Genomic DNA, 19153 nt, shown 5'->3' with positions numbered 1-19153 from the left:
GTACTGAGCTAAAACAGAGAGGGCAAGACGAACGTGACTAGAGTAGCAATTAACGGATTTGGACGGATCGGACGCAACTTTCTCCGTTGCTGGCTGGGGCGCACCGATAGCCAGTTAGAAGTAGTCGGTATCAACGACACCTCTGATCCCAGAACCAATGCTCACCTTTTGCGCTACGACTCCATGTTGGGTAAGTTGGATGCGGACATCAGTGCCGACGAAAACTCCATTACCGTCAATGGCAAGACTATTAAATGTGTTTCCGACCGGAATCCCCTCAATTTGCCCTGGGCAGAATGGAATGTAGATCTAGTCATCGAAGCCACCGGTGTTTTTGTTACCCATGAAGGGGCCACCAAGCACGTTCAAGCCGGAGCCAAAAAAGTTTTAATCACTGCTCCTGGCAAGGGGCCCAACATCGGCACCTATGTGGTGGGGGTCAATGCCCACGAATATAAGCACGAAGAATACGAAGTAATTAGTAACGCTAGTTGTACTACCAACTGCCTCGCCCCGATCGCCAAAGTAATCAACGACAATTTTGGCATCATCAAAGGCACCATGACCACCACCCACAGCTACACCGGAGACCAACGGATCCTCGATGCTAGCCACCGGGATCTACGCCGGGCCCGGGCTGCTGCCGTTAACATCGTGCCCACCTCCACCGGAGCTGCCAAAGCGGTGGCCCTGGTAATTCCTGAACTGCAAGGCAAATTGAACGGTATTGCCCTGCGGGTGCCCACCCCCAACGTTTCCGTGGTGGATTTGGTAGTACAAGTAGAGAAAAACACCATCGCTGAACAGGTTAACGGAGTGCTCAAAGAAGCAGCCAACACCAGCCTTAAAGGAGTGTTGGAATACACCGATTTGGAATTGGTTTCCAGCGACTTCCGGGGCACGGATTGCTCTTCCACTGTGGATGGTAGTCTGACCATGGTAATGGGCGGTGACATGGTTAAAGTCATTGCTTGGTACGACAACGAATGGGGCTATTCCCAACGGGTGGTGGACTTGGCTGAAATTGTGGCTAAAAACTGGAAATAGGTTTACTCACTGATTTTTGGGCTCATTAACGCAGTAAAAATTGACTAGGTAATAAACACCCTTAGTTTTGCTTAATCCTCCTTACCCTAGGGGGATTTTTCTTGCTTATGCCCATTTTGTCGCCATGGTTGTCACAGAAATGCTTTCAGGGTTATGGTTTGAAAGGTTCCATTTCCTTAACCCGGCGAAACTTTCCCCATGTCGTTTTTAACCTTTGATACCGAGTCCAACCAACGGAAAAGCTTTGAACTGCCCGGTGCTAAGCCCCACTACAATCCAGATCGCCCGGGGCAGGTAAATCATATTTTTTTGGACTTGAAAATCAACCTGGAGGAACGGCATTTACAGGGAGTTTGTCGCATCGCCCTCACGCCGGTGCGAGCTGGCATTGAGCAATTGACGTTGGACGCAGTGGACTTGAAAATTGCCTGGGTCTTAATTAAGGGGGTGAGCCAAAGCTTTGACTATGACGGGGAAAAATTAACCATCAACCCATTGCAACCCCTGGGAACGGAACCGGTCACCCTGGAAATTCAGTACGAATTGAAAAATCCCCGCCGGGGCATTTATTTTATCCAGCCCGATCGCCATTACCCCGATAAGCCGGTGCAAGTGTGGACCCAGGGGGAAGATGAAGATTCCCGCTATTGGTTCCCCTGTTTTGATTACCCAGGACAATTGGCCACATCGGAAATTCGGGTGCAGGTAGCCAAACCCCATCGGGTTATTTCCAACGGCAGTTTAATTGAGCAAAAAGATTTAGGCAATGAGCAAATTTTCCACTGGTCCCAAAGTCAAATTCACCCTACCTATTTAATGACCCTGGCGATCGGAGACTTTGCCGAAATAGTAGATCATTATGGCGATCTGCCAGTGCGCTACTACGTGGAAAAAGGAAGGGAAGCCGATGGACAACGGAGCATGGGCAAAACTCCCCGAATGATCGAGTTTTTTAACCAAACTTTTGGTTATCCCTATGCCTACCCCAACTATGACCAAGTTTGCGTGGCAGATTTCATTTTCGGGGGCATGGAAAACACTTCCACCACCCTATTAATGGACCGGTGTTTACTAGATGAACGGGCGGCATTAGATAACCGCAATACGGAAAGTTTAGTAGCCCATGAATTGGCGCACCAATGGTTTGGGGATTTAGTTGTTGTTAAACATTGGTCCCATGCTTGGCTCAAGGAAGGTATGGCTTCCTATGCTGAGGTTTTATGGACAGACCATGAATATGGCCAGGATGAGGCGGCCTATTACCTGTTGGGGGAAGCTCGTAACTATTTAGCAGAGGATAGTTCCCGCTACCGTCGTCCCATTGTTACCCACGTTTATCGCGAAGCCATTGAGCTTTACGATCGCCATTTGTATGAAAAGGGAGCCTGTGTTTACCACATGATCCGGGCGGTGTTGGGGGATGAGCTATTTTTTAGAGCTGTCCATACTTTTGTGAATGACCATGCCCATGGCACTGTGGAAACTGTGGACTTACTGCGGGCCATTGAAAAGGCTACGGGCTTTAATTTACTCTGGCTGTTTGATCAGTATGTTTTCCGGGGCGGTCACCCTGAATTTAAAGTTAGTTACAGTTGGGATAATGACAATAAATTAGCCAAGTTAACGGTGACCCAAACCCAAGCCAAGGCTAATAGTGACCACAAAGATTTGTTTAACCTAAAAATCCCTGTTGCTTTTAATTTTTTAGACGGAGAAAAAGTTACCAGTCAAGTTATTCCTTTACAACTCAAAGAACGGGAGCAGGTTTTTTATTTTCCCCTAACCCGTAAGCCAGATTTTATCAGTTTTGACCAGGGCAATAATTTCCTTAAAACCGTAGAATTAGCCTATCCTTTAACGGAATTAAAAGCCCAATGTACCCATGACCCCGATCCCATTGCCCGCATTCAAGCGGCGATCGCCATTGGCAAACAAGGCGGTTTGGAAGCGGTGGAATTTTTAGGCGAAAGATTGCAAAAAGAAGCTTTCTGGGGTGTGCGGGTGGAGATTGCCGAGCAATTAGCGGGTATTAACCTGGAACAAGCGGGAACGGCATTAATCAATGGTTTAGACAAAAACGACCACCCCAAAGTGCGGCGGGCGATTATTTCAGCCTTAGCCAAGGTAAAAACCGAAGCTAGTTACGAAGCTTTGAAAAAATGTTTGACCCAAGGAGAAACCAGTTATTACGCTGAAGCGGCAGCGGCGACGGCCCTGGGTGCCCTCGGCACTGGTCTGCTCAAAAATAACGAAGGGGAAATTATTCAACAATTGACAGAAGTTTTAAAAAATCGCTCCGGCTGGAATGAAGTTGTCCGTTGTGGGGCGATCGCCGGTTTGAGCCAACTGACCACTTCTGCCCAAGCGGTGGACGCAATTTTAGCCTATACTGCCAATGGTACGCCCCAACCCCTGCGTTTAGCTGCCATTCGAGCTTTAGGTGCTGTTTCCATCGGTCAATCCCCGGAAAAGTTAACGGAGATTCTGGAACGACTAACGGCGATCGCCCAGGAAGAATTTTTCCTCACCCAAGTTTCTGTTACTTCTGCCCTTGGCCAAATGGAAACCCCCAAGGCGATCGATATTTCGCAAAATCTTGCCAACCAAACCCCCGATGGTCGGGTGCGGCGCATGGCGGAAGAGGCGGTTAAAAAAGTCCAAGCCAAAATTGGCAGTGACGAAAAAATTAAAAATTTGCAAACTAACCTGGAAAAACTCCAACAGGAAAATCAAGATCTCCAAAGTCGCCTTGCTAAATTGGAAACTGTGATTAAAGCATCAACCGATACATCCGTCACGAACCTTTAGAATAATGTGGACAGATGCAAATTCTCGAATGTAAAGACGATCGCCAAAATAAGCTACCAACACAAACAAAACCCCATGCGTACTTTTACCCTTGCCTTACTGGCGATCGGCACCCTGGCACCTTCAGCCAGCGCCCAAACGGAAGAATTTAATTGGTGGTTGGACTGGGTTAAATCTCGCACCAACAATGAACCGATACCAGTTCAGATTCGCTCTCCTCAAGCATTACCGGCGAAGTTTAACCAGCCTAGGCAAGATTTAGAACAATTACAAAGACAATACACTCCCTATAGATATCGCAGTAATTCCAATCAAGTTAACTCAATTCCAATCACCGTAGAAGAGCGATTTAGTAATACCCCAAACAGTAGCAATGGTGTGGTCATTCCATCCACCTCAACTTCGACCATTGCTCCCGTTTCTAGCCAACCACCCCAAATACGCCAGGGATTACAGAGAAATGACTACATTGAGATTGATTTTCCTTCCAGCCCTCCCAATCTCCCCACCAGGACAGAAGTAGAATTCATTCCTCGCTCTGCACTGCCGACCCCTCTCCGTACTCGCTACCCTGGTGGCCCAACAGTCAAAGAAACTGAGTCCCGCATAGTGAGAAGACTTTGCACTGAGTACAAGCGGGGATTAACGCCTGGTGAATTGGATGAATTAGCCCGTAATTTAGTGGAAAAGAACCGGCTGTATCTCAGTGGTGAGGGCAAAAGTCCCCGTGGCTATGCAATAGACGCAAGGAACACCAAGAAATGCTGATGAAGATCACTAAACCGAGGTTGTTGTCAGTACAAAATATAGGACTGCGATAAGTCTATTTCCTTAGCTCTGCCTTTTATCCTACATTCCGCAGGTAGTGTATTTTTATTTATGGTTGAGTACGACACCAAGCCCATTTCAAGCTTTTCCTTTTTGCCCTCAGCCCAAAAGTGCAAAAAGACTACGCTATAGGTGGTATATTTGTGAAAAATTTACCACTATTAGTGGAACCTGCGGAAGGTGGGCTTTCGTTATAACCTGCTGTCGCCATGGCATTGCAATTCATCATTTTTTCTGTTTGAATCAGCTTTTTATTAAGCGACCACAACGGGGGTCAGATGGTAGACACGAGCAAGACTAGACGCAGTTTTAACATCATTTCTGCGCAGGGCCAGCCTGAGTTGATCAAGTTTTTGCGCTTCTGTAAGAGATAAGTAAGGAGACCAATCATGATCAGTGTAGGTTAGCTCAACTTGAACTTCTGCCATATAGTCCCCTTCGTGAATAATTTTTGTTTGGGTTCTGGTGTTCATAATTTTCTTGTTTTGTAGTCGTTTTCCCATTTGTTGTTACTAGGCCGATAAGCCGTAATTAAAACAGCGGGAGAATCTGAATTTTTGGGTATTCCCCAAACGGCATGGATAGGCTGATTTTGTAAATCTTTTTGTAAAACAAGGACACAAGCTCCTTTGGGATAATCAGGATAGTCTTCTATAACCTCGGCTTGATTCACGCTGGACAGAAGTTCCGTCACAAAAATGTTATCGCTGGCCAGTTCGTCGTAGCCATGGGCAGATATTTTAACTTCCTGTTTCTCTATCAATTGTAAAATCTGCTGAAAAGTGTGGCTCATACTTGTTGTTCTTGGCGATCGCCTCTTCTTATTTACTAGCAACTTCAAGCCATCCTTCCACAGCTTCTTTGACCATTTCCATCAGATGATCGTAACTATTCCCCCAAGTGTGACATCCAGGCAAAGCAGGAACAGAAGCGCACCATTGGTCTTGTTCTTGCCAGACTAATACTTTCAGCTTCATAAAATTTGGGTGTAGGGTTTGGTTGATTATATTGTAGACAACCATCTAGGGACGATGATTTAATCTTCATTCCCAAGATTTACTACTTCTAGCTAAACAAGCAGAACCATAGGCCGCTTCTGACTGAACGGATTTTTGTACCGGAACCTGGAGCAAATTTTGCCGAATAGTTTGCCAAGTTAAATTCTGTGCCCCACCCCCAGCAGTAAACACCTTTGTTAAGGTTGTTGCCCCCAACTTTTGCAACTTTTCATAACCCTGGGCTTCAATGCGAGCTAAACCTTCCAATAAACCTTGTAAAAAAATTGCATCATTCTCTGGTCTGGGTTCCAAGCGGGGTAATAAATTAGGGTCATTAATGGGAAATCTTTCCCCCGGTTGCAAAAGGGGATAGTAATCTAAGTCACTAGGTTGATGGGGATTAATTTTGGCACTTAATGCTGTTAACTGCGTTGACGAAAAATAATGTTGTAACACTGCTCCCCCCGCATTGGAAGCTCCCCCCGTTAACCATAAATCGCCTAGACGATGGCTATAAATACCGCTAGCTAGATCCGTCACTGGCTTTTCACTTAGTAACTTCAGCACCAGAGTGGAACCCAAAGAAGTGACCGCTTCCCCTGGTTGCGTTGCGCCACTGGCTAAAAAAGCAGCAATGCTGTCCGTGGTGCCGGCACAAACCAAATAATTTTTAGGGAATTTTTCTGCGTTGGCAATGCTGGGAGATAAGCGGGAAATTGCTTTACCGGGGGCAATTACTGGAGGTAAAAGGGCAAACCAAGAAGCATTTTTTAACCAATCAGGATAGGTTAAATTGTGGGGATTGTAGCCCAGCTTGAGGGCATTGTGATAATCACTAACGGGTCTGCCACCATGGAGCAAACTTGCTAACCAATCCGCTTGATGACAAAAGTAATTAGCTCGTTCAAACTCCGGTTGTTGGGAGTACCAAAGCAGTTTGGCTAGGCTAGAAGTAGCACTTTGCACTAAATGATCTGCTGGAGCTATTGCTGATAATAAATGCTTAACTTCTTTGCCCCGGTCATCGTTATACAACAGAGGCTCCATTAACCCATTGCCTTGGCTATCCAACAGTAAAACCGTGGAGGAAGTGCCATCAATGGCGATCGCCTGGATTTGACTGCTTAGTTCATCGGGAATTTGATCTAAAAGATGAAACAAACTTTCCCGCCAGATGGTAACCAATTGGGGGCCGGGAACCTGGGAAAACTGGACTTTTTCCTGCCAAATTAACTCTTTATTTTGATCAATTACCGCCGCCCTCGCCCCGGACGTACCAAAGTCTAAACCCAGGAACAATTTTGCTTGGTCAACCTTCTCCATAGGACTGGCCCAACTGAAAGGCGATCGCCTTGGTTTGCATCATCTTAAAAATGTTATAAAAACCATTGGCCCGGCTGGGGGTCAAGCTCACCTGTAAACCCGTCGCTTCAATGAAATCCGGCGTTAACTCGACAATTTCCGTGGGGGTTAAGCCGTTTAAACCCTGAATTAGTAAGGCCACCAAACCCTTGACCAATTGGGCATCGGAATCCCCCTGGTACATTACTTTGCCATCTTCCAGGTCAGCGGTGATATAAACCTGGGAAACACAACCTTGGACTTTATTAGCGGCAATTTTCCCTTCCTCCATCATCGGCTCCAGCTTTTTGCCGTACCACAACAACTGCTCATACCGTTTTTTGGGGTCAGTGTGCCGTTGGAAGCGTTCGACAATCTTAGCGAGATTGGGAGGTAAAGTAGCGTTGGCCATAACAAGGTTGGGAAAAATAATTGAGAGCCTGTTCATTGGGGTTCGATGCTGGCCCCAGATCAACCCACTAAAGCTCCGGTGACAATGGGCATTATGTAGCTTTTCTCCAGGGTTGGAGCAATCGGTAACTAGTCAAACTTACTCTGGGGCCTTGCCTATTGTATCTATTCCCACTGCTTCACTGATATGGGAAAAGCCCCCAGCCGCTAATTTTTCCCCCAAGCCCTGCAAGATATCGGAGACTACCCAAGGACCGCCATAAATCCAGCCGGTATAAATCTGTAGGAAACTCGCCCCTGCTTGAATTTTTTCCCAGGCATCCTCAGCAGTGAAAATCCCCCCCACGCCGATGATGGGAATGGTGCCGCCAGTTTGTTGATAGATATAGCGGATTACCTCTGTGGCTCGGTCTCGAATGGGTTGACCACTCAGTCCGCCAGCTTCCTGTTCTATGGGTTGACCTGTTTGGGGCAAAATTTTTGTCTTCAACCCCGATCGCCTGGTGCTGGTGTTGGTGGCGACGATGCCTGAGAGGTTATGTTCTTTGACTAGGTCGATAATGACGGCGATCGCCTCCCAGGACAGATCTGGAGAAATTTTTACCAAAAGGGGTTTTTGCCAATGGTTAGCCGATTGCAAGCCAGCAAAAATGCGGGGCAACTCGTCAGACTCCTGCAAACTGCGTAACCCAGGGGTATTGGGAGAACTGACATTGACCACAAAATAGTCCGCCACCGGGGCCAAGGTCTGAAAACTAAAAACGTAATCCTCCACCGCTTGGTCCAGGGGAGTAATTTTCGACTTACAAAGATTGATGCCAATGGGAATGGTACGGGGATAGTAGTCCCAGGTGTGTTTTAATTTTGCCGCCATGGCCACGGCCCCCTCATTGTTGGCCCCCAAACGGTTTAACACTGCTTGGTCTTGTGGCAAACGAAACAGACGGGGACGGTCATTCCCTGGTTGGGCATATTTGGTCACAGCCCCCAATTCCGCAAAACCAAAACCCAGGGCAGGCCAAACGGCGGCCGCTTCCCCCTCCTTATCACAGCCAGCCGATAGACCAAGCACATTGGGAAAATTTAAGCCCCAACAGGTTTGTTGTAAACGAGGGTCTGCATGGGTAAAAGCTTGCTCCAGTTGCTCCATGGCCACAGCAAAACCATTGCGATGCATGGTATCCACTTTCTTTAAAGTTTGAATAAGCCGTTGATGGCCCCTTTCCGGATCACTTTTGGTTACGGATAAGATCAGGGGATAGAGAGAACGGGCAAAACGCAACATAGGGCGGCAAAAGGAAGTTTTGATAGGGGCAGGACTGGTTACTAGAGGGCTGCCCAGGGTAGGGAAAAAACCCTAGGGATCTTGAAGAACGAGGACACCACCGACCCCAAGAGAGCTATACCCTTCAAGAATTCTAATCATAACCATCAAAACTATTGGGACTATACTAAGCAGGTAAATTTCATTACAATAATCGGCAAGCTTGCTGAGCTGAGACTCAGTTAATCATTTCAACCCTCCCAGCGGACGGCACCATGACTTCAGGCATTGATCTTCAGAATAGTTTTCTTCAGTCACTCCAGGGTTTTGGCCTGCCCCCAGGATTAGCGAAGCTGTTTTGGATTCCCCTCCCCTCCATTTTGATGATCATCGGAGCTACCGTCGGGGTGTTGGTGGTGGTGTGGCTGGAAAGAAAGATTTCCGCCGCCGCTCAACAAAGGATTGGGCCAGAATACGCAGGTCCTTTAGGGGTGTTACAACCCGTGGCCGATGGCATCAAGCTAGTATTCAAAGAAGATGTAGTACCCGCCAAGGCTGACCCCTGGTTGTTCACCCTTGGCCCTGTACTGGTGGTACTGCCGGTTTTTCTTTCCTATCTCATCGTGCCCTTCGGCCAGAACTTGGTCATTACTGACATTAACGTTGGTATTTTTCTCTGGATTGCCCTTTCCAGTATTGCTCCCATCGGGTTGTTGATGTCTGGTTATGCTTCCAATAATAAGTATTCCCTTTTGGGGGGTCTCCGGGCGGCAGCCCAGTCCATTAGCTACGAAATTCCCCTTTCCCTGGCCGTGTTGGCGATCGTGATGATGTCTAACAGCCTCAGCACCATCGACATCGTTGACCAACAGTCCGGTTACGGCATTTTGGGGTGGAATATTTGGCGGCAACCGGTGGGCTTTCTGATTTTCTGGATTGCAGCCTTGGCGGAATGTGAGCGACTACCCTTTGACCTACCGGAAGCCGAAGAAGAATTGGTAGCAGGCTATCAAACCGAATATGCTGGGATGAAATTCGCCCTGTTCTACCTTGGCTCCTACGTTAACCTTGTACTTTCTGCCTTGGTATTTTCGGTGCTTTATCTGGGCGGTTGGGACTTCCCCATTCCCCTGGAAAATGTGGCCAATTGGCTGGGAGTTGCCCCTACCACTTCCTGGTTGCAGGTGCTGATGGCGGCCCTCGGTATCACCATGACGGTGCTGAAGTCCTATTTCCTCATCTTCATTGCTATTTTGCTCCGTTGGACAGTGCCCAGGGTGCGTATTGACCAATTGTTAAACTTGGGTTGGAAATTTTTATTGCCCGTTGCCCTAGCAAACCTTCTCATCACTGCCGCCCTGAAATTGACCTTTCCCATGGCCTTTGGCGGTTAGTCCTCTTCCAACAAAGATTAGCTGGGATGTCACTGAAATTTGTCTTAGCCCAGCTTCTAACTTTGGCCGACTTAAACCTTTAATCATTTGCTTATCCCAATCCCAAATCTATGTTTAACAACATTCTCAAACAGGTAGGCGATTACGCTAAAGAGAGCTTGCAAGCGGCTAAGTATATCGGTCAGGGGTTAGCAGTTACCTTTGACCACATGAGTCGTCGGCCCATCACGGTGCAATATCCCTACGAAAAGCTCATTCCCTCAGAACGATTCCGGGGCAGAATTCATTTTGAGTTTGATAAATGTATTGCCTGTGAAGTCTGTGTGCGGGTTTGTCCCATTAACTTGCCCGTAGTCGACTGGGAATTTAATAAGGCAGTTAAGAAAAAAGAACTCAAACATTACAGCATCGACTTCGGTGTATGTATTTTCTGCGGTAATTGCGTGGAGTACTGTCCCACAAACTGCCTCTCCATGACCGAGGAATATGAATTGGCGGCCTATGATCGCCATGACTTGAACTATGACAACGTGGCTTTGGGAAGGTTGCCCTATAAAGTGACCGAAGACCCCATGGTGACTCCCCTGCGGGAACTAGGCTACTTACCCAAAGGAGTAATAGAACCCCACAATTTACCCAAGGGTAGTCAACGGGCCGGACAACATCCCGAAGATTTGGTGAAAGCAGAATAGGTTGATGATTTATTCCTTGGCTTTACCCGTTAAAGTAAACTCGTTGTGAACCAATTTTGCCCTTCCACTATCCGTACCTAGGAGATTAACCACTGTGAATTTAGCTGAAGGTGTTCAGTACATATCCTTCCTAATCCTGGCTTTTTTAGTCATTGGGGCGGCCCTGGGGGTCGTACTGCTCTCTAATATTGTTTATTCTGCCTTCCTATTGGGGGGAGTTTTCCTCAGTATTTCCGGTATTTATATTCTGCTCAATGCGGATTTTGTGGCGGCGGCCCAAGTGCTAGTTTACGTGGGGGCAGTCAGTGTACTTATTCTTTTTGCCATTATGTTGGTCAATAAACGGGAGGATTTTTCCAAAATTCCCGGTCGTTGGCTAAGAAATGTTTCCACTGCTCTGGTATGTACCGGCATCTTTGCCCTGTTGAGCACCATGGTGTTGATCACCCCCTGGCAGATTAATGAAACGGGGCCTTTTGTGGAAAACACCCTAGTCACCATTGGCAAACACTTTTTTAGTGATTACCTTTTGCCCTTTGAGTTGGCTTCCGTTCTGCTATTGATGGCCATGGTGGGGGCAATTATTTTGGCCCGTCGGGACTTAATTCCCGAATTGTCCGAGGAAAACAAAACCGCCACGGCCCTGACTTTGCCAGAGCGTCCCCGGGAGTTAACCTCCGCTTCCAAATAGATGCTGCCTAGGTAGGTTAGTGGCAGCTTCTTCAATCTTGCCGGTTAATTGGGCAAAACTTAAGCAAAAATCTTCCGCCCTAACCTAATTTTATTTACGGTTTTATTCATAACTCTAGTTAAATTTCTCTTACCCCACTATGCATTTGCAGCTTCAATATTGTTTGATCCTAGCGGCCGCCCTCTTTTGCATTGGCATTTATGGTCTCATCACTAGCCGTAATGCGGTGCGGGTGTTGATGTCCATTGAACTATTGCTCAACGCAGTTAACCTCAACCTGATGGGTTTTTCCAATTATCTTGATCCGAGCAACATTCGGGGCCAGGTGTTTGCCATTTTTGTCATTACCATTGCCGCCGCCGAAGCCGCTGTGGGTCTGGCGATCGTGCTAGCCATTTACCGCAACCGGGAAACAACCGATATGGAACAATTCAATCTCCTGAAGTGGTAGAAGATATCAGGATTATAAAGTGTTTTAAAAGCCCCCCTAGCCCCCCAACTCTGGGGGGAACAGTGTTCAAAGTCTGCCAAATTTGCCGACGGTTTAGTGAGGGTATTTAGGGGGCGGATTGTGGCTTTTTAAACAAGCTTTTGGTGGATAACGATAAATAAGCTGAAAGTGGTGCTCTATTTTGATCCAAAGATTGGTCTGAAGGGGCATCACAAGCTTTTTTAGCCCAACATTTTAAGTCGCTCCTGGAGCATTTGCCGTTGAACAGCGGCGGCATTGAGGGATTCCTTAGCTCCGGCGATCACTTCCTCTGGGGCTTTATTAACAAAACCGGGATTGCTAAGGCGTTTTTCGATGCTTTCATATTCTTTGGTCACTTTATCCAAGGTTTTTTGGATTTTATTGCGGAGAATATCCAAATCCACTAGCCCGGATAGGGGAATGAGCACCTGAATTGTATCCACCACACCGGCGATCGCCTGGGTTTGTTCTGGAGGTAGTTGGGACACCACTTGGAGATTTTCCACTTTGCCAATGTCCCGAATATAGGTTTCTCCTAGCTGGAGGGTTTGTCGTTCCTGGTCATTTTCACTTTGGAGGATAACAGTGACCATGGCTCCCGGTTTAATGCCAGCTTCTGCCCGGAGATTACGGATGGTGCGGAGAGTTTCAATTAACAGAGCAAACTGAGTTTCCAAAGCTGGGTCAACTAAGGATTGGTTAACCGTTGGGTAGGCCTGCAAAGCCAAAAATTGTCCTTCCGCCTGGTGCAGAGTTTGCCACAGCTCCTCCGTAATATGGGGCATAAAGGGATGGAGCAACTTAATAATGCTGTCCAACGTGTGGGCCAAAACTTGGCGGGCCACCAATTGACGCTGGGTGCCGACGTCTCCTCCTTCCTTATTCCAGAGTCTGGGTTTAGCTAGCTCAATGTACCAATCGCAAAAATCACCCCAGATGAATTCGTACAGGCCCTTGGCCGCTTCCCCTAGGCCGTAATCTTCAATTTGCTCTCGAGTTTGCTGAATAACTTGATTCAAACGGGAGAGAATCCAACGGTCTGCCAATTCTAAATCTTCCCCAGGGGCTAGACCCAATTGCTGCGGGGTCTGACCATCCAGATTCATCATCACAAACCGGGCCGCATTCCACAGTTTATTGGCAAAGTTACGGGACGCTTCCACCGACTCCGATTCATCCTTCTGGCGATCGTATTGCAGGCTAATATCTTGCCCCGCTCCAGCCACTTCCCGAATTAGGGTGTAACGTAGCGCATCGGTACCATATTTATTAATCAACAACAAAGGATCAATGCCGTTGTTGGCCGATTTAGACATTTTTTTACCATTTTCATCCCGCACCAAGCCGTGGATATAGACATCCTTAAAGGGTATTTGGCCGGTGAAGTGCCCCGCCATCATGGTCATCCTGGCCACCCAGAAAAAGATAATGTCAAAACCCGTTACTAGGGTGCTGGTGGGATAATATTTGGCCAAATCGTCTGTTTGTTCTGGCCAGCCCATGGTGGAAAAGGGCCACAGTCCCGAAGAAAACCAGGTATCCAACACATCGGGGTCCTGTTGCAATTGCACCGTCGGGCCATATTCTGCTTTCGCTTTAGCTAAGGCTTCGGCCTCGTCGTAGGCCACAATGAAAGGGGTGTGATCAGTTATGGCTCCATTGGTTTCGCTGATCACATACCAAGCGGGAATTTGATGACCCCACCACAGTTGCCGGGAAATACACCAATCTTTGAGCTTTACCAACCAGTCTCGATAAACCTTACCCCACCGTTCCGGCACAAAATTAGGAGAGTTATCCTCGTCCAAACAGGCCAGGGCATTTTGGGCTAGGCTTTCAATTTTGACAAACCATTGGGTGGATAACAACGGTTCCACGGGCACCTTACCCCGATCGCCGTAGGGTACGGAATGACGATAGGGTTCAATTTTGACCAGAAAACCCTGGGCTTCTAGGGCTTGCACCACATTTTTGCGGGCTTCAAAGCGGTCTTGGCCAGCAAAATCCCCACCATTCTCATTTAGGGAACCGTCTTTGTTGAGCAGATTAATAAAAGGTAAATTGTGCCGTTGCCCCATGACAAAATCGTTGGGATCGTGGGCGGGGGTAACCTTCACACAGCCGGTACCAAATTCTGGGTCCACCAACTCATCGGCCACAATGGGAATTTCCCGGTTCACTAAAGGTAGGGTAATGGTTTTGCCCACCATGGCGGCATAGCGTTCATCATGGGGATTAACCGCCACCCCCGTATCCCCCAGCATGGTTTCCGGTCGGGTGGTGGCCACCACTAGTTCTCCACTACCGTCGGTGAGGGGATAACGAAAATACCACAAATGACCGTCCACTTCCTGGTTTTCCACTTCCAAATCCGACACCGCTGACTGGGAAGCCGGACACCAATTGACCAGATAATTACCCCGGTAAATTAATCCTTCTTCGTACAACTTAATAAATGCTGTTTTTACTGCTTGGGAAAGTCCTTCATCCATGGTGAACCGCTCCCTGGTCCAGTCCACAGACACTCCCAAACGCCGCAGTTGGTTAACAATAGTACTGCCGGACTCCGCTTTCCATTGCCAGGCCCGTTCCAAAAACTTTTCCCGGCCCAAATCATCCCTCGTTTTCCCCTCCGCTTTTAACTGACGTTCCAAAATGGTTTGCACAGCAATACTGGCATGGTCCGTTCCCGGTAACCAGAGGGTATTGTCCCCCCGCATGCGGTGATAACGAACCAAAGTATCTATTAAAGAACTCTCAAAAGCGTGGCCCATATGCAAACTACCTGTCACATTGGGGGGCGGAATCACCACGCAATAGGGTTCCCCTGGGCGATCGGGATCGGCTTTAAAGGCATGACTTTCTTCCCACGCTGTTTGCCATTTGGCTTCGGTGACGGTGGGTTCATATTGGGGCGGCAGGGAAGTGGTCATGGGAGGGAGTTTACTGTTAGGCCTTCATCATTTTGCCATAGGTTAGCAAAGGGAATGGGGACAGTAATTTTGGGGCAGGGGAGATTTTTTGTCGCTGATTTTCTGCAATTTGATCTGAGAAGTTACGATGGTAGTCTACGCCAGTCCTACTTTTGGGCAAGGTTTTTGGTTACCTTTGCCATCCCGTCGAGCACCTCATTACTTTATTTCTCCTATGACACATTCTCTGCGGTGGGTTAATGCTCTTTCTACCAGACCATCCCTGGAGAGGGCATTGGATGAGGCGATCGCCAAGGTGGGGGGTCAGGGACAATGGGACTTGGCGATTATCTTCCTTTCCTCCAGCTTTGCCAGCGATGCGGCCCGGTTAATGCCCCTAGTGCAAGAAAAGTTGTCAGTACCGAATTTAATCGGTTGCTTGGGGGGCGGCATTATTGGCATGGAAAACAATGCCACAGTGCAGGAAGTAGAAGGAGAAGTGGCATTGAGCTTAACGGTGGCCCAATTGCCAGGGGTGACGGTGACGCCATTCTATGTCCATGGGGAAGGAATGCCCGATTTAGACGCACCGCCCCAAAGTTGGGTGGATTTAATGGGGGTTGATCCGGCCAGTGGCGCAGATTTTATTATTCTGGCCGACCCGATGACTGGGGGCATCACAGACTTTTTAGCCGGGTTGGATTTTGCCTATCCCCAAGCAACAAAAGTGGGTGGCTTAGCCAGTGGGGAAAATGTGGCCATGGGGGGCAGTTTATTTTTGCAATCTTCTGATCATCCCGCTGGCCGTTATGGAGATGGTTTTATCGGCGTAGCCTTAGCGGGCAATATTCGCCTCGGTAGTGTGGTGGCCCAGGGCTGTCGGCCTATTGGCGAACCCTTTGTGGTTAACCAGGGGCAGAGAAATATCATTACAGAAATCCAAGGTAAGGATGCAGACAGTGGCACGGTGGTGTTGGAAACGCCCCTGGCTAGCCTGCAGAAACTGATTCCCACCCTCAGTCCCAAAGATCAGGAATTGGCCCAAAGTTCCCTTTTTGTGGGGGTGGCCAGCGATGAATTTAAATTAACTCTGCAACCGGGGGATTTTCTCATTCGCAACTTACTGGGGGTGGATCCCCGCCAAGGGGCGATCGCCATTGGAGACCGGGTGAGAAAGGGGCAAAGGTTACAATTCCATTTGCGGGACCGGGAAACTTCCGCCGACGACTTACAAATTCTTTTGCGCCATTACACCGAAGGAGAGGCTAATCAATCTTCTTCTACGGCGATCGGGGCATTGATGTTTTCCTGTTTGGGCAGAGGCTATGGCCTGTATGGTACCCCCAATTTTGATAGCCAGATGTTTGGGCAATATTTTCCTGGAGTAGCCCTGGGTGGTTTCTTTTGTAATGGAGAAATTGGCCAGGTGGGTGCTCAGACCTTTTTACACGGTTACACTTCCGCCTTTGCCATTGTCCACAGAGCTAGTTAAATAAACGGCGATCGCCATTTGTTTACTCATATTCTGGTGCCGTCAAATAATTCCCGATGAGAGCAAGCTATGATCGGAGTTAGCGTTAATCCAGAGAAACTAGGATCCACTATGGAGACCGTCAATGTTGACCAAATAGAAATCAATCTTCCTGAGCTTTTGTACAGTATCAAACCAGGGGAAGAAGTCATCGTTGCTGACCAGGGTATTCCCATTGCTAAGTTGGTTCCTCTGCAAAGGCAAAAATCCGTGGATCGATGCTCCAGCTTAGGGGTAGATCGAGGATTATTTGTAGTGCCAGATGACTTTAACGATCCTTTACCAAATGATATTTGGCCATTATCTTGAGAAGGATTAACGTGAAACTTTTGTTGGATACCCAGTGCTGGTTATGGTGGTTTACTGAGCCGGAAAAATTGAACGAAGATGCAATTTCCCAGATCATAGATGAGACAAACGAAATATGGCTTTCTGTTGCCAGTATTTGGGAAATGTCAATTAAGACTTCCATCGGTAAACTGCCCTTGCCAGAAAATATTGACGACTACATTCTCAGTCGCATGGTGAAATTGGGTGCTGAGTTCCTGGACATTAAAACCCGCCATGCCCTGCAAGTTGCGACATTGCCCCTACATCACCGTGATCCGTTTGACAGAATTATCATTGCCCAGGCACAAACAGAAAATATGCTGCTAATTAGTGCAGATTCAATGTTTAAAAATTATGGAGTCTCTTTGTTATGGGCGGGAGTATAGTTTAGAGTCGATCGCCAAAGAGAATGGTACCCAAGCGGATCATGGTAGCTCCGGCGGCAATGGCTTCTGGGTAATCTCCGGACATGCCCATGGATAGTTCCGTTAATGACAGGCTAGATTGTTGGTTGATGGCTGTGGCCAGATTTTTTAGTTCCCCAAAGGTTAGTTGGCGATCGCCAGGGGAAAGACCCAGGGGTAAAATAGTCATTAAGCCACAAATTTTTAGATTTTTTAATAGCTCCAGTTGGGGCAAATCCAGCTTTAATTCTTCCCTTGTCCAACCGGATTTATTCTCGTCCGGCAGTAACTTGATTTGTAATAATCCCTGGGGAAATTTGTTCAACTCCTCAGCAATGCGGTCTAGTTTGACGGCGATCGCCAAATTATCAACGGAATGGATATAGGTAAAATTTTCCACCACTTTGCGGGCCTTGTTACTCTGTAAACGTCCGATAAAATGCCAGTTAATATCTTGGTAATTTGCTAAAGCTTCGATTTTTGGTAAAGCTTCTTGGATGCGACTTTCGGCAAAATCCCGGATGCCCGCTCCGTAGGCCGCTTCGATGTCGGCGATCGCCTTGGTTTTGGTTACCGCCACCAACCGTACACTGGGGGGGAGGGTAGCGATAATTTCTGAGTAAACGCTGGGGGAAAACATGGGCAAGTTAACGGAAATCGAGGCCTGTTGACTAGATCCTACGGTGGATTGGGGGAAAGGTGCTTAACCGAACTAACCCCGACGGTTATCCCACTCAGGCAATTCTTAACATCTCGTTACAATTAATTCATGTTAAGCCTCAGTTTAGGGGGGCAGTTTATGAACAACAATATCCGCGTCGGCAGTCTGTTTGGCATTCCTTTTTACGTCAACCCATCCTGGTTTTTAATTTTAGGATTGGTGACCCTGAGCTATGGCCAAGACTTAGCCCGCTTTCCCCAACTTTCCGGTGGCACACCCTGGATTTTGGGGTTAATTACAGCTTTACTCCTCTTTGCTTCCGTTGTCGCCCACGAGTTGGGCCATAGTTTGGTTGCCTTAGCCCAGGGCATTGAAGTTAAATCCATCACTCTGTTTTTGTTCGGTGGTCTAGCGAGTTTAGAAAAGGAATCCAACACTCCCTGGCAAGCTTTTGCGGTGGCGATCGCCGGGCCGGCGGTGAGTTTAGTGCTCTTTTTGGGTTTAACCATAGTTGGTACCCAAATCCCCCTACCTGTGCCGGGGCAGGCCATCATTGGTTTATTGGGCATGATCAACCTCGCCCTGGCATTGTTTAACCTCATTCCTGGTTTACCTTTGGACGGCGGCAATGTGCTCAAATCCATTGTGTGGCAAATCACGGGCAATCAAAACAAAGGTATTCTCATTGCTAGTCGGGTGGGCCAGGGTTTCGGTTGGTTGGCGATCGCCATTGGTAGCTTAGGTATTTTAAATATTCTGCCCATCGGTAGCTTCTGGACCATTTTGATCGGTTGGTTCCTGTTACAAAATGCTGGTTCCTCCGCCCGCAACGCCCAGGTCAAAGAGCAAATGGAAGCCTTTACTGCTGAAGATGCGGTTATTCCCAACAGCCCCATTATTCCTGCCGGGTTAAATATTCGGGAATTTGCTAACGATTATGTGATTGGTAAAACCCCCTGGCGACGGTTCTTGGTTATTGGTGCCGACAATCAACTGTTAGGTGTACTTGCTACGGAAGACATCAAACACGTCCCCACTTCCGATTGGCCCCAGGTCACAGTGGATAGCTTGATGCAGTATCCCCAACAGATGGTCACCGTTAACGCCAATCAATCTTTGTTTGAAGTGGCCCAGTTGTTAGATCAACAGAAACTGTCGGAACTTTTGGTGGTGCAACCTTCGGGAGAAGTGGTGGGATTATTGGAAAAAGCTTCCATCATCAAATGTCTGCAAACCTCCGCCGCCTAGAGCCTGTTTTAAAAGCCCCCCTGGCCCCCCAAATTTTTTTGGGGGGAAAATAAGATTTAAAGTCCCCCAAACTTGCCGGAGCTTTAGTGAGGAGATTTAGGGGGCAAGGAAACCATAAAGA

19 protein-coding genes are annotated in these 19153 nt (G+C 47.8%); 11 read left to right on the top strand and 8 right to left on the bottom strand.

Features of this window, described 5'->3' with window-relative positions; translation table 11 throughout:
* Window positions 1-33 precede the first annotated feature (33 nt).
* The 3 genes from C7I86_RS15325 (at window position 34) to C7I86_RS15315 (ending at window position 4623) form a co-directional block, all read left to right on the top strand.
* On the top strand, window positions 34-1047 hold the full coding sequence (locus C7I86_RS15325; RefSeq protein WP_010874115.1) for a type I glyceraldehyde-3-phosphate dehydrogenase: 1014 nt from the start codon (window positions 34-36) through the stop codon (window positions 1045-1047).
* Between the two features lie 198 nt (window positions 1048-1245).
* Entirely contained in the window at window positions 1246-3855 is a 2610-nt protein-coding gene (locus tag C7I86_RS15320) for a M1 family metallopeptidase (protein WP_010874114.1), read from the top strand.
* Window positions 3856-3930: 75 nt separating this feature from the next.
* Window positions 3931-4623 (top strand): hypothetical protein, encoded by a 693-nt coding sequence (locus tag C7I86_RS15315; protein ID WP_020861953.1) that lies wholly within the window; start codon window positions 3931-3933, stop codon window positions 4621-4623.
* Window positions 4624-4937: 314 nt separating this feature from the next.
* On the opposite strand, the gene C7I86_RS15310 is transcribed toward C7I86_RS15315, so the two are convergent.
* The 6 genes from C7I86_RS15310 to C7I86_RS15285 form a co-directional block, all read right to left on the bottom strand.
* Window positions 4938-5156, bottom strand: a complete 219-nt coding sequence (locus C7I86_RS15310) for a hypothetical protein (protein ID WP_041425871.1) — start codon at window positions 5154-5156, stop codon at window positions 4938-4940.
* Window positions 5153-5476: a DUF4258 domain-containing protein gene (locus tag C7I86_RS15305; protein WP_010874112.1), complete on the bottom strand. Its 324-nt coding sequence runs from the start codon at window positions 5474-5476 to the stop codon at window positions 5153-5155. The genes C7I86_RS15310 and C7I86_RS15305 overlap by 4 nt, the downstream gene beginning before the upstream one ends.
* A 28-nt stretch (window positions 5477-5504) precedes the next feature.
* Window positions 5505-5660 (bottom strand): type II toxin-antitoxin system HicB family antitoxin, encoded by a 156-nt coding sequence (locus tag C7I86_RS15300; protein ID WP_071822676.1) that lies wholly within the window; start codon window positions 5658-5660, stop codon window positions 5505-5507.
* A gap of 66 nt (window positions 5661-5726) precedes the next feature.
* Window positions 5727-7004 (bottom strand): FGGY-family carbohydrate kinase, encoded by a 1278-nt coding sequence (locus tag C7I86_RS15295; protein ID WP_010874111.1) that lies wholly within the window; start codon window positions 7002-7004, stop codon window positions 5727-5729.
* Window positions 6991-7470 (bottom strand): SufE family protein, encoded by a 480-nt coding sequence (locus C7I86_RS15290; RefSeq protein WP_010874110.1) that lies wholly within the window; start codon window positions 7468-7470, stop codon window positions 6991-6993. The genes C7I86_RS15295 and C7I86_RS15290 overlap by 14 nt, the downstream gene beginning before the upstream one ends.
* Window positions 7471-7572: 102 nt before the next feature.
* On the bottom strand, window positions 7573-8718 hold the full coding sequence (locus tag C7I86_RS15285) for a quinone-dependent dihydroorotate dehydrogenase (RefSeq protein WP_010874109.1): 1146 nt from the start codon (window positions 8716-8718) through the stop codon (window positions 7573-7575).
* 254 nt (window positions 8719-8972) lie between these two features.
* Here C7I86_RS15285 and nuoH point away from each other — a divergent pair, with 254 nt between their 5' ends.
* From nuoH to nuoK, 4 genes are all read left to right on the top strand, one after another.
* Window positions 8973-10091: an NADH-quinone oxidoreductase subunit NuoH gene (gene nuoH, locus C7I86_RS15280; RefSeq protein ID WP_010874108.1), complete on the top strand. Its 1119-nt coding sequence runs from the start codon at window positions 8973-8975 to the stop codon at window positions 10089-10091.
* Window positions 10092-10201: 110 nt separating this feature from the next.
* Window positions 10202-10783 (top strand): NAD(P)H-quinone oxidoreductase subunit I, encoded by a 582-nt coding sequence (gene ndhI / locus C7I86_RS15275; RefSeq protein ID WP_010874107.1) that lies wholly within the window; start codon window positions 10202-10204, stop codon window positions 10781-10783.
* A gap of 94 nt (window positions 10784-10877) precedes the next feature.
* Window positions 10878-11474: an NADH-quinone oxidoreductase subunit J gene (locus C7I86_RS15270; protein WP_010874106.1), complete on the top strand. Its 597-nt coding sequence runs from the start codon at window positions 10878-10880 to the stop codon at window positions 11472-11474.
* A gap of 145 nt (window positions 11475-11619) precedes the next feature.
* On the top strand, window positions 11620-11925 hold the full coding sequence (gene nuoK, locus C7I86_RS15265; RefSeq protein ID WP_197525966.1) for an NADH-quinone oxidoreductase subunit NuoK: 306 nt from the start codon (window positions 11620-11622) through the stop codon (window positions 11923-11925).
* A gap of 221 nt (window positions 11926-12146) precedes the next feature.
* Here the strand turns inward: nuoK and valS are convergent, their stop codons facing one another.
* Window positions 12147-14879 carry a valine--tRNA ligase gene (valS, locus tag C7I86_RS15260; RefSeq protein WP_010874104.1) on the bottom strand — a complete coding sequence of 911 codons (2733 nt, stop codon included), beginning with the start codon at window positions 14877-14879 and terminating at the stop codon, window positions 12147-12149.
* Window positions 14880-15006: 127 nt separating this feature from the next.
* Between valS and C7I86_RS15255 the strand changes: the two genes are divergently transcribed.
* The 3 genes from C7I86_RS15255 to C7I86_RS15245 all read left to right on the top strand — a co-directional run bounded on the left by C7I86_RS15255 (window position 15007) and on the right by C7I86_RS15245 (window position 17105).
* Window positions 15007-16350: an FIST N-terminal domain-containing protein gene (locus tag C7I86_RS15255; protein ID WP_010874103.1), complete on the top strand. Its 1344-nt coding sequence runs from the start codon at window positions 15007-15009 to the stop codon at window positions 16348-16350.
* 69 nt (window positions 16351-16419) lie between these two features.
* On the top strand, window positions 16420-16698 hold the full coding sequence (locus tag C7I86_RS15250) for a type II toxin-antitoxin system Phd/YefM family antitoxin (RefSeq protein WP_010874102.1): 279 nt from the start codon (window positions 16420-16422) through the stop codon (window positions 16696-16698).
* A gap of 11 nt (window positions 16699-16709) precedes the next feature.
* Window positions 16710-17105 carry a type II toxin-antitoxin system VapC family toxin gene (locus C7I86_RS15245; protein WP_010874101.1) on the top strand — a complete coding sequence of 132 codons (396 nt, stop codon included), beginning with the start codon at window positions 16710-16712 and terminating at the stop codon, window positions 17103-17105.
* Between the two features lies 1 nt (window position 17106).
* Here C7I86_RS15245 and C7I86_RS15240 read toward each other — a convergent pair whose 3' ends face one another.
* On the bottom strand, window positions 17107-17763 hold the full coding sequence (locus C7I86_RS15240; RefSeq protein ID WP_010874100.1) for a YggS family pyridoxal phosphate-dependent enzyme: 657 nt from the start codon (window positions 17761-17763) through the stop codon (window positions 17107-17109).
* A gap of 129 nt (window positions 17764-17892) precedes the next feature.
* Between C7I86_RS15240 and C7I86_RS15235 the strand changes: the two genes are divergently transcribed.
* Entirely contained in the window at window positions 17893-19032 is a 1140-nt protein-coding gene (locus tag C7I86_RS15235) for a site-2 protease family protein (RefSeq protein WP_010874099.1), read from the top strand.
* Window positions 19033-19153: the final 121 nt, after the last annotated feature.

It is taken from the genome of Synechocystis sp. IPPAS B-1465 (assembly GCF_003015225.1).
Taxonomy (GTDB): domain Bacteria; phylum Cyanobacteriota; class Cyanobacteriia; order Cyanobacteriales; family Microcystaceae; genus Synechocystis.
The sequence above is the reverse complement of the archived record's forward strand: the minus strand, read 5'-3'. Positions and strand labels throughout refer to the sequence as shown.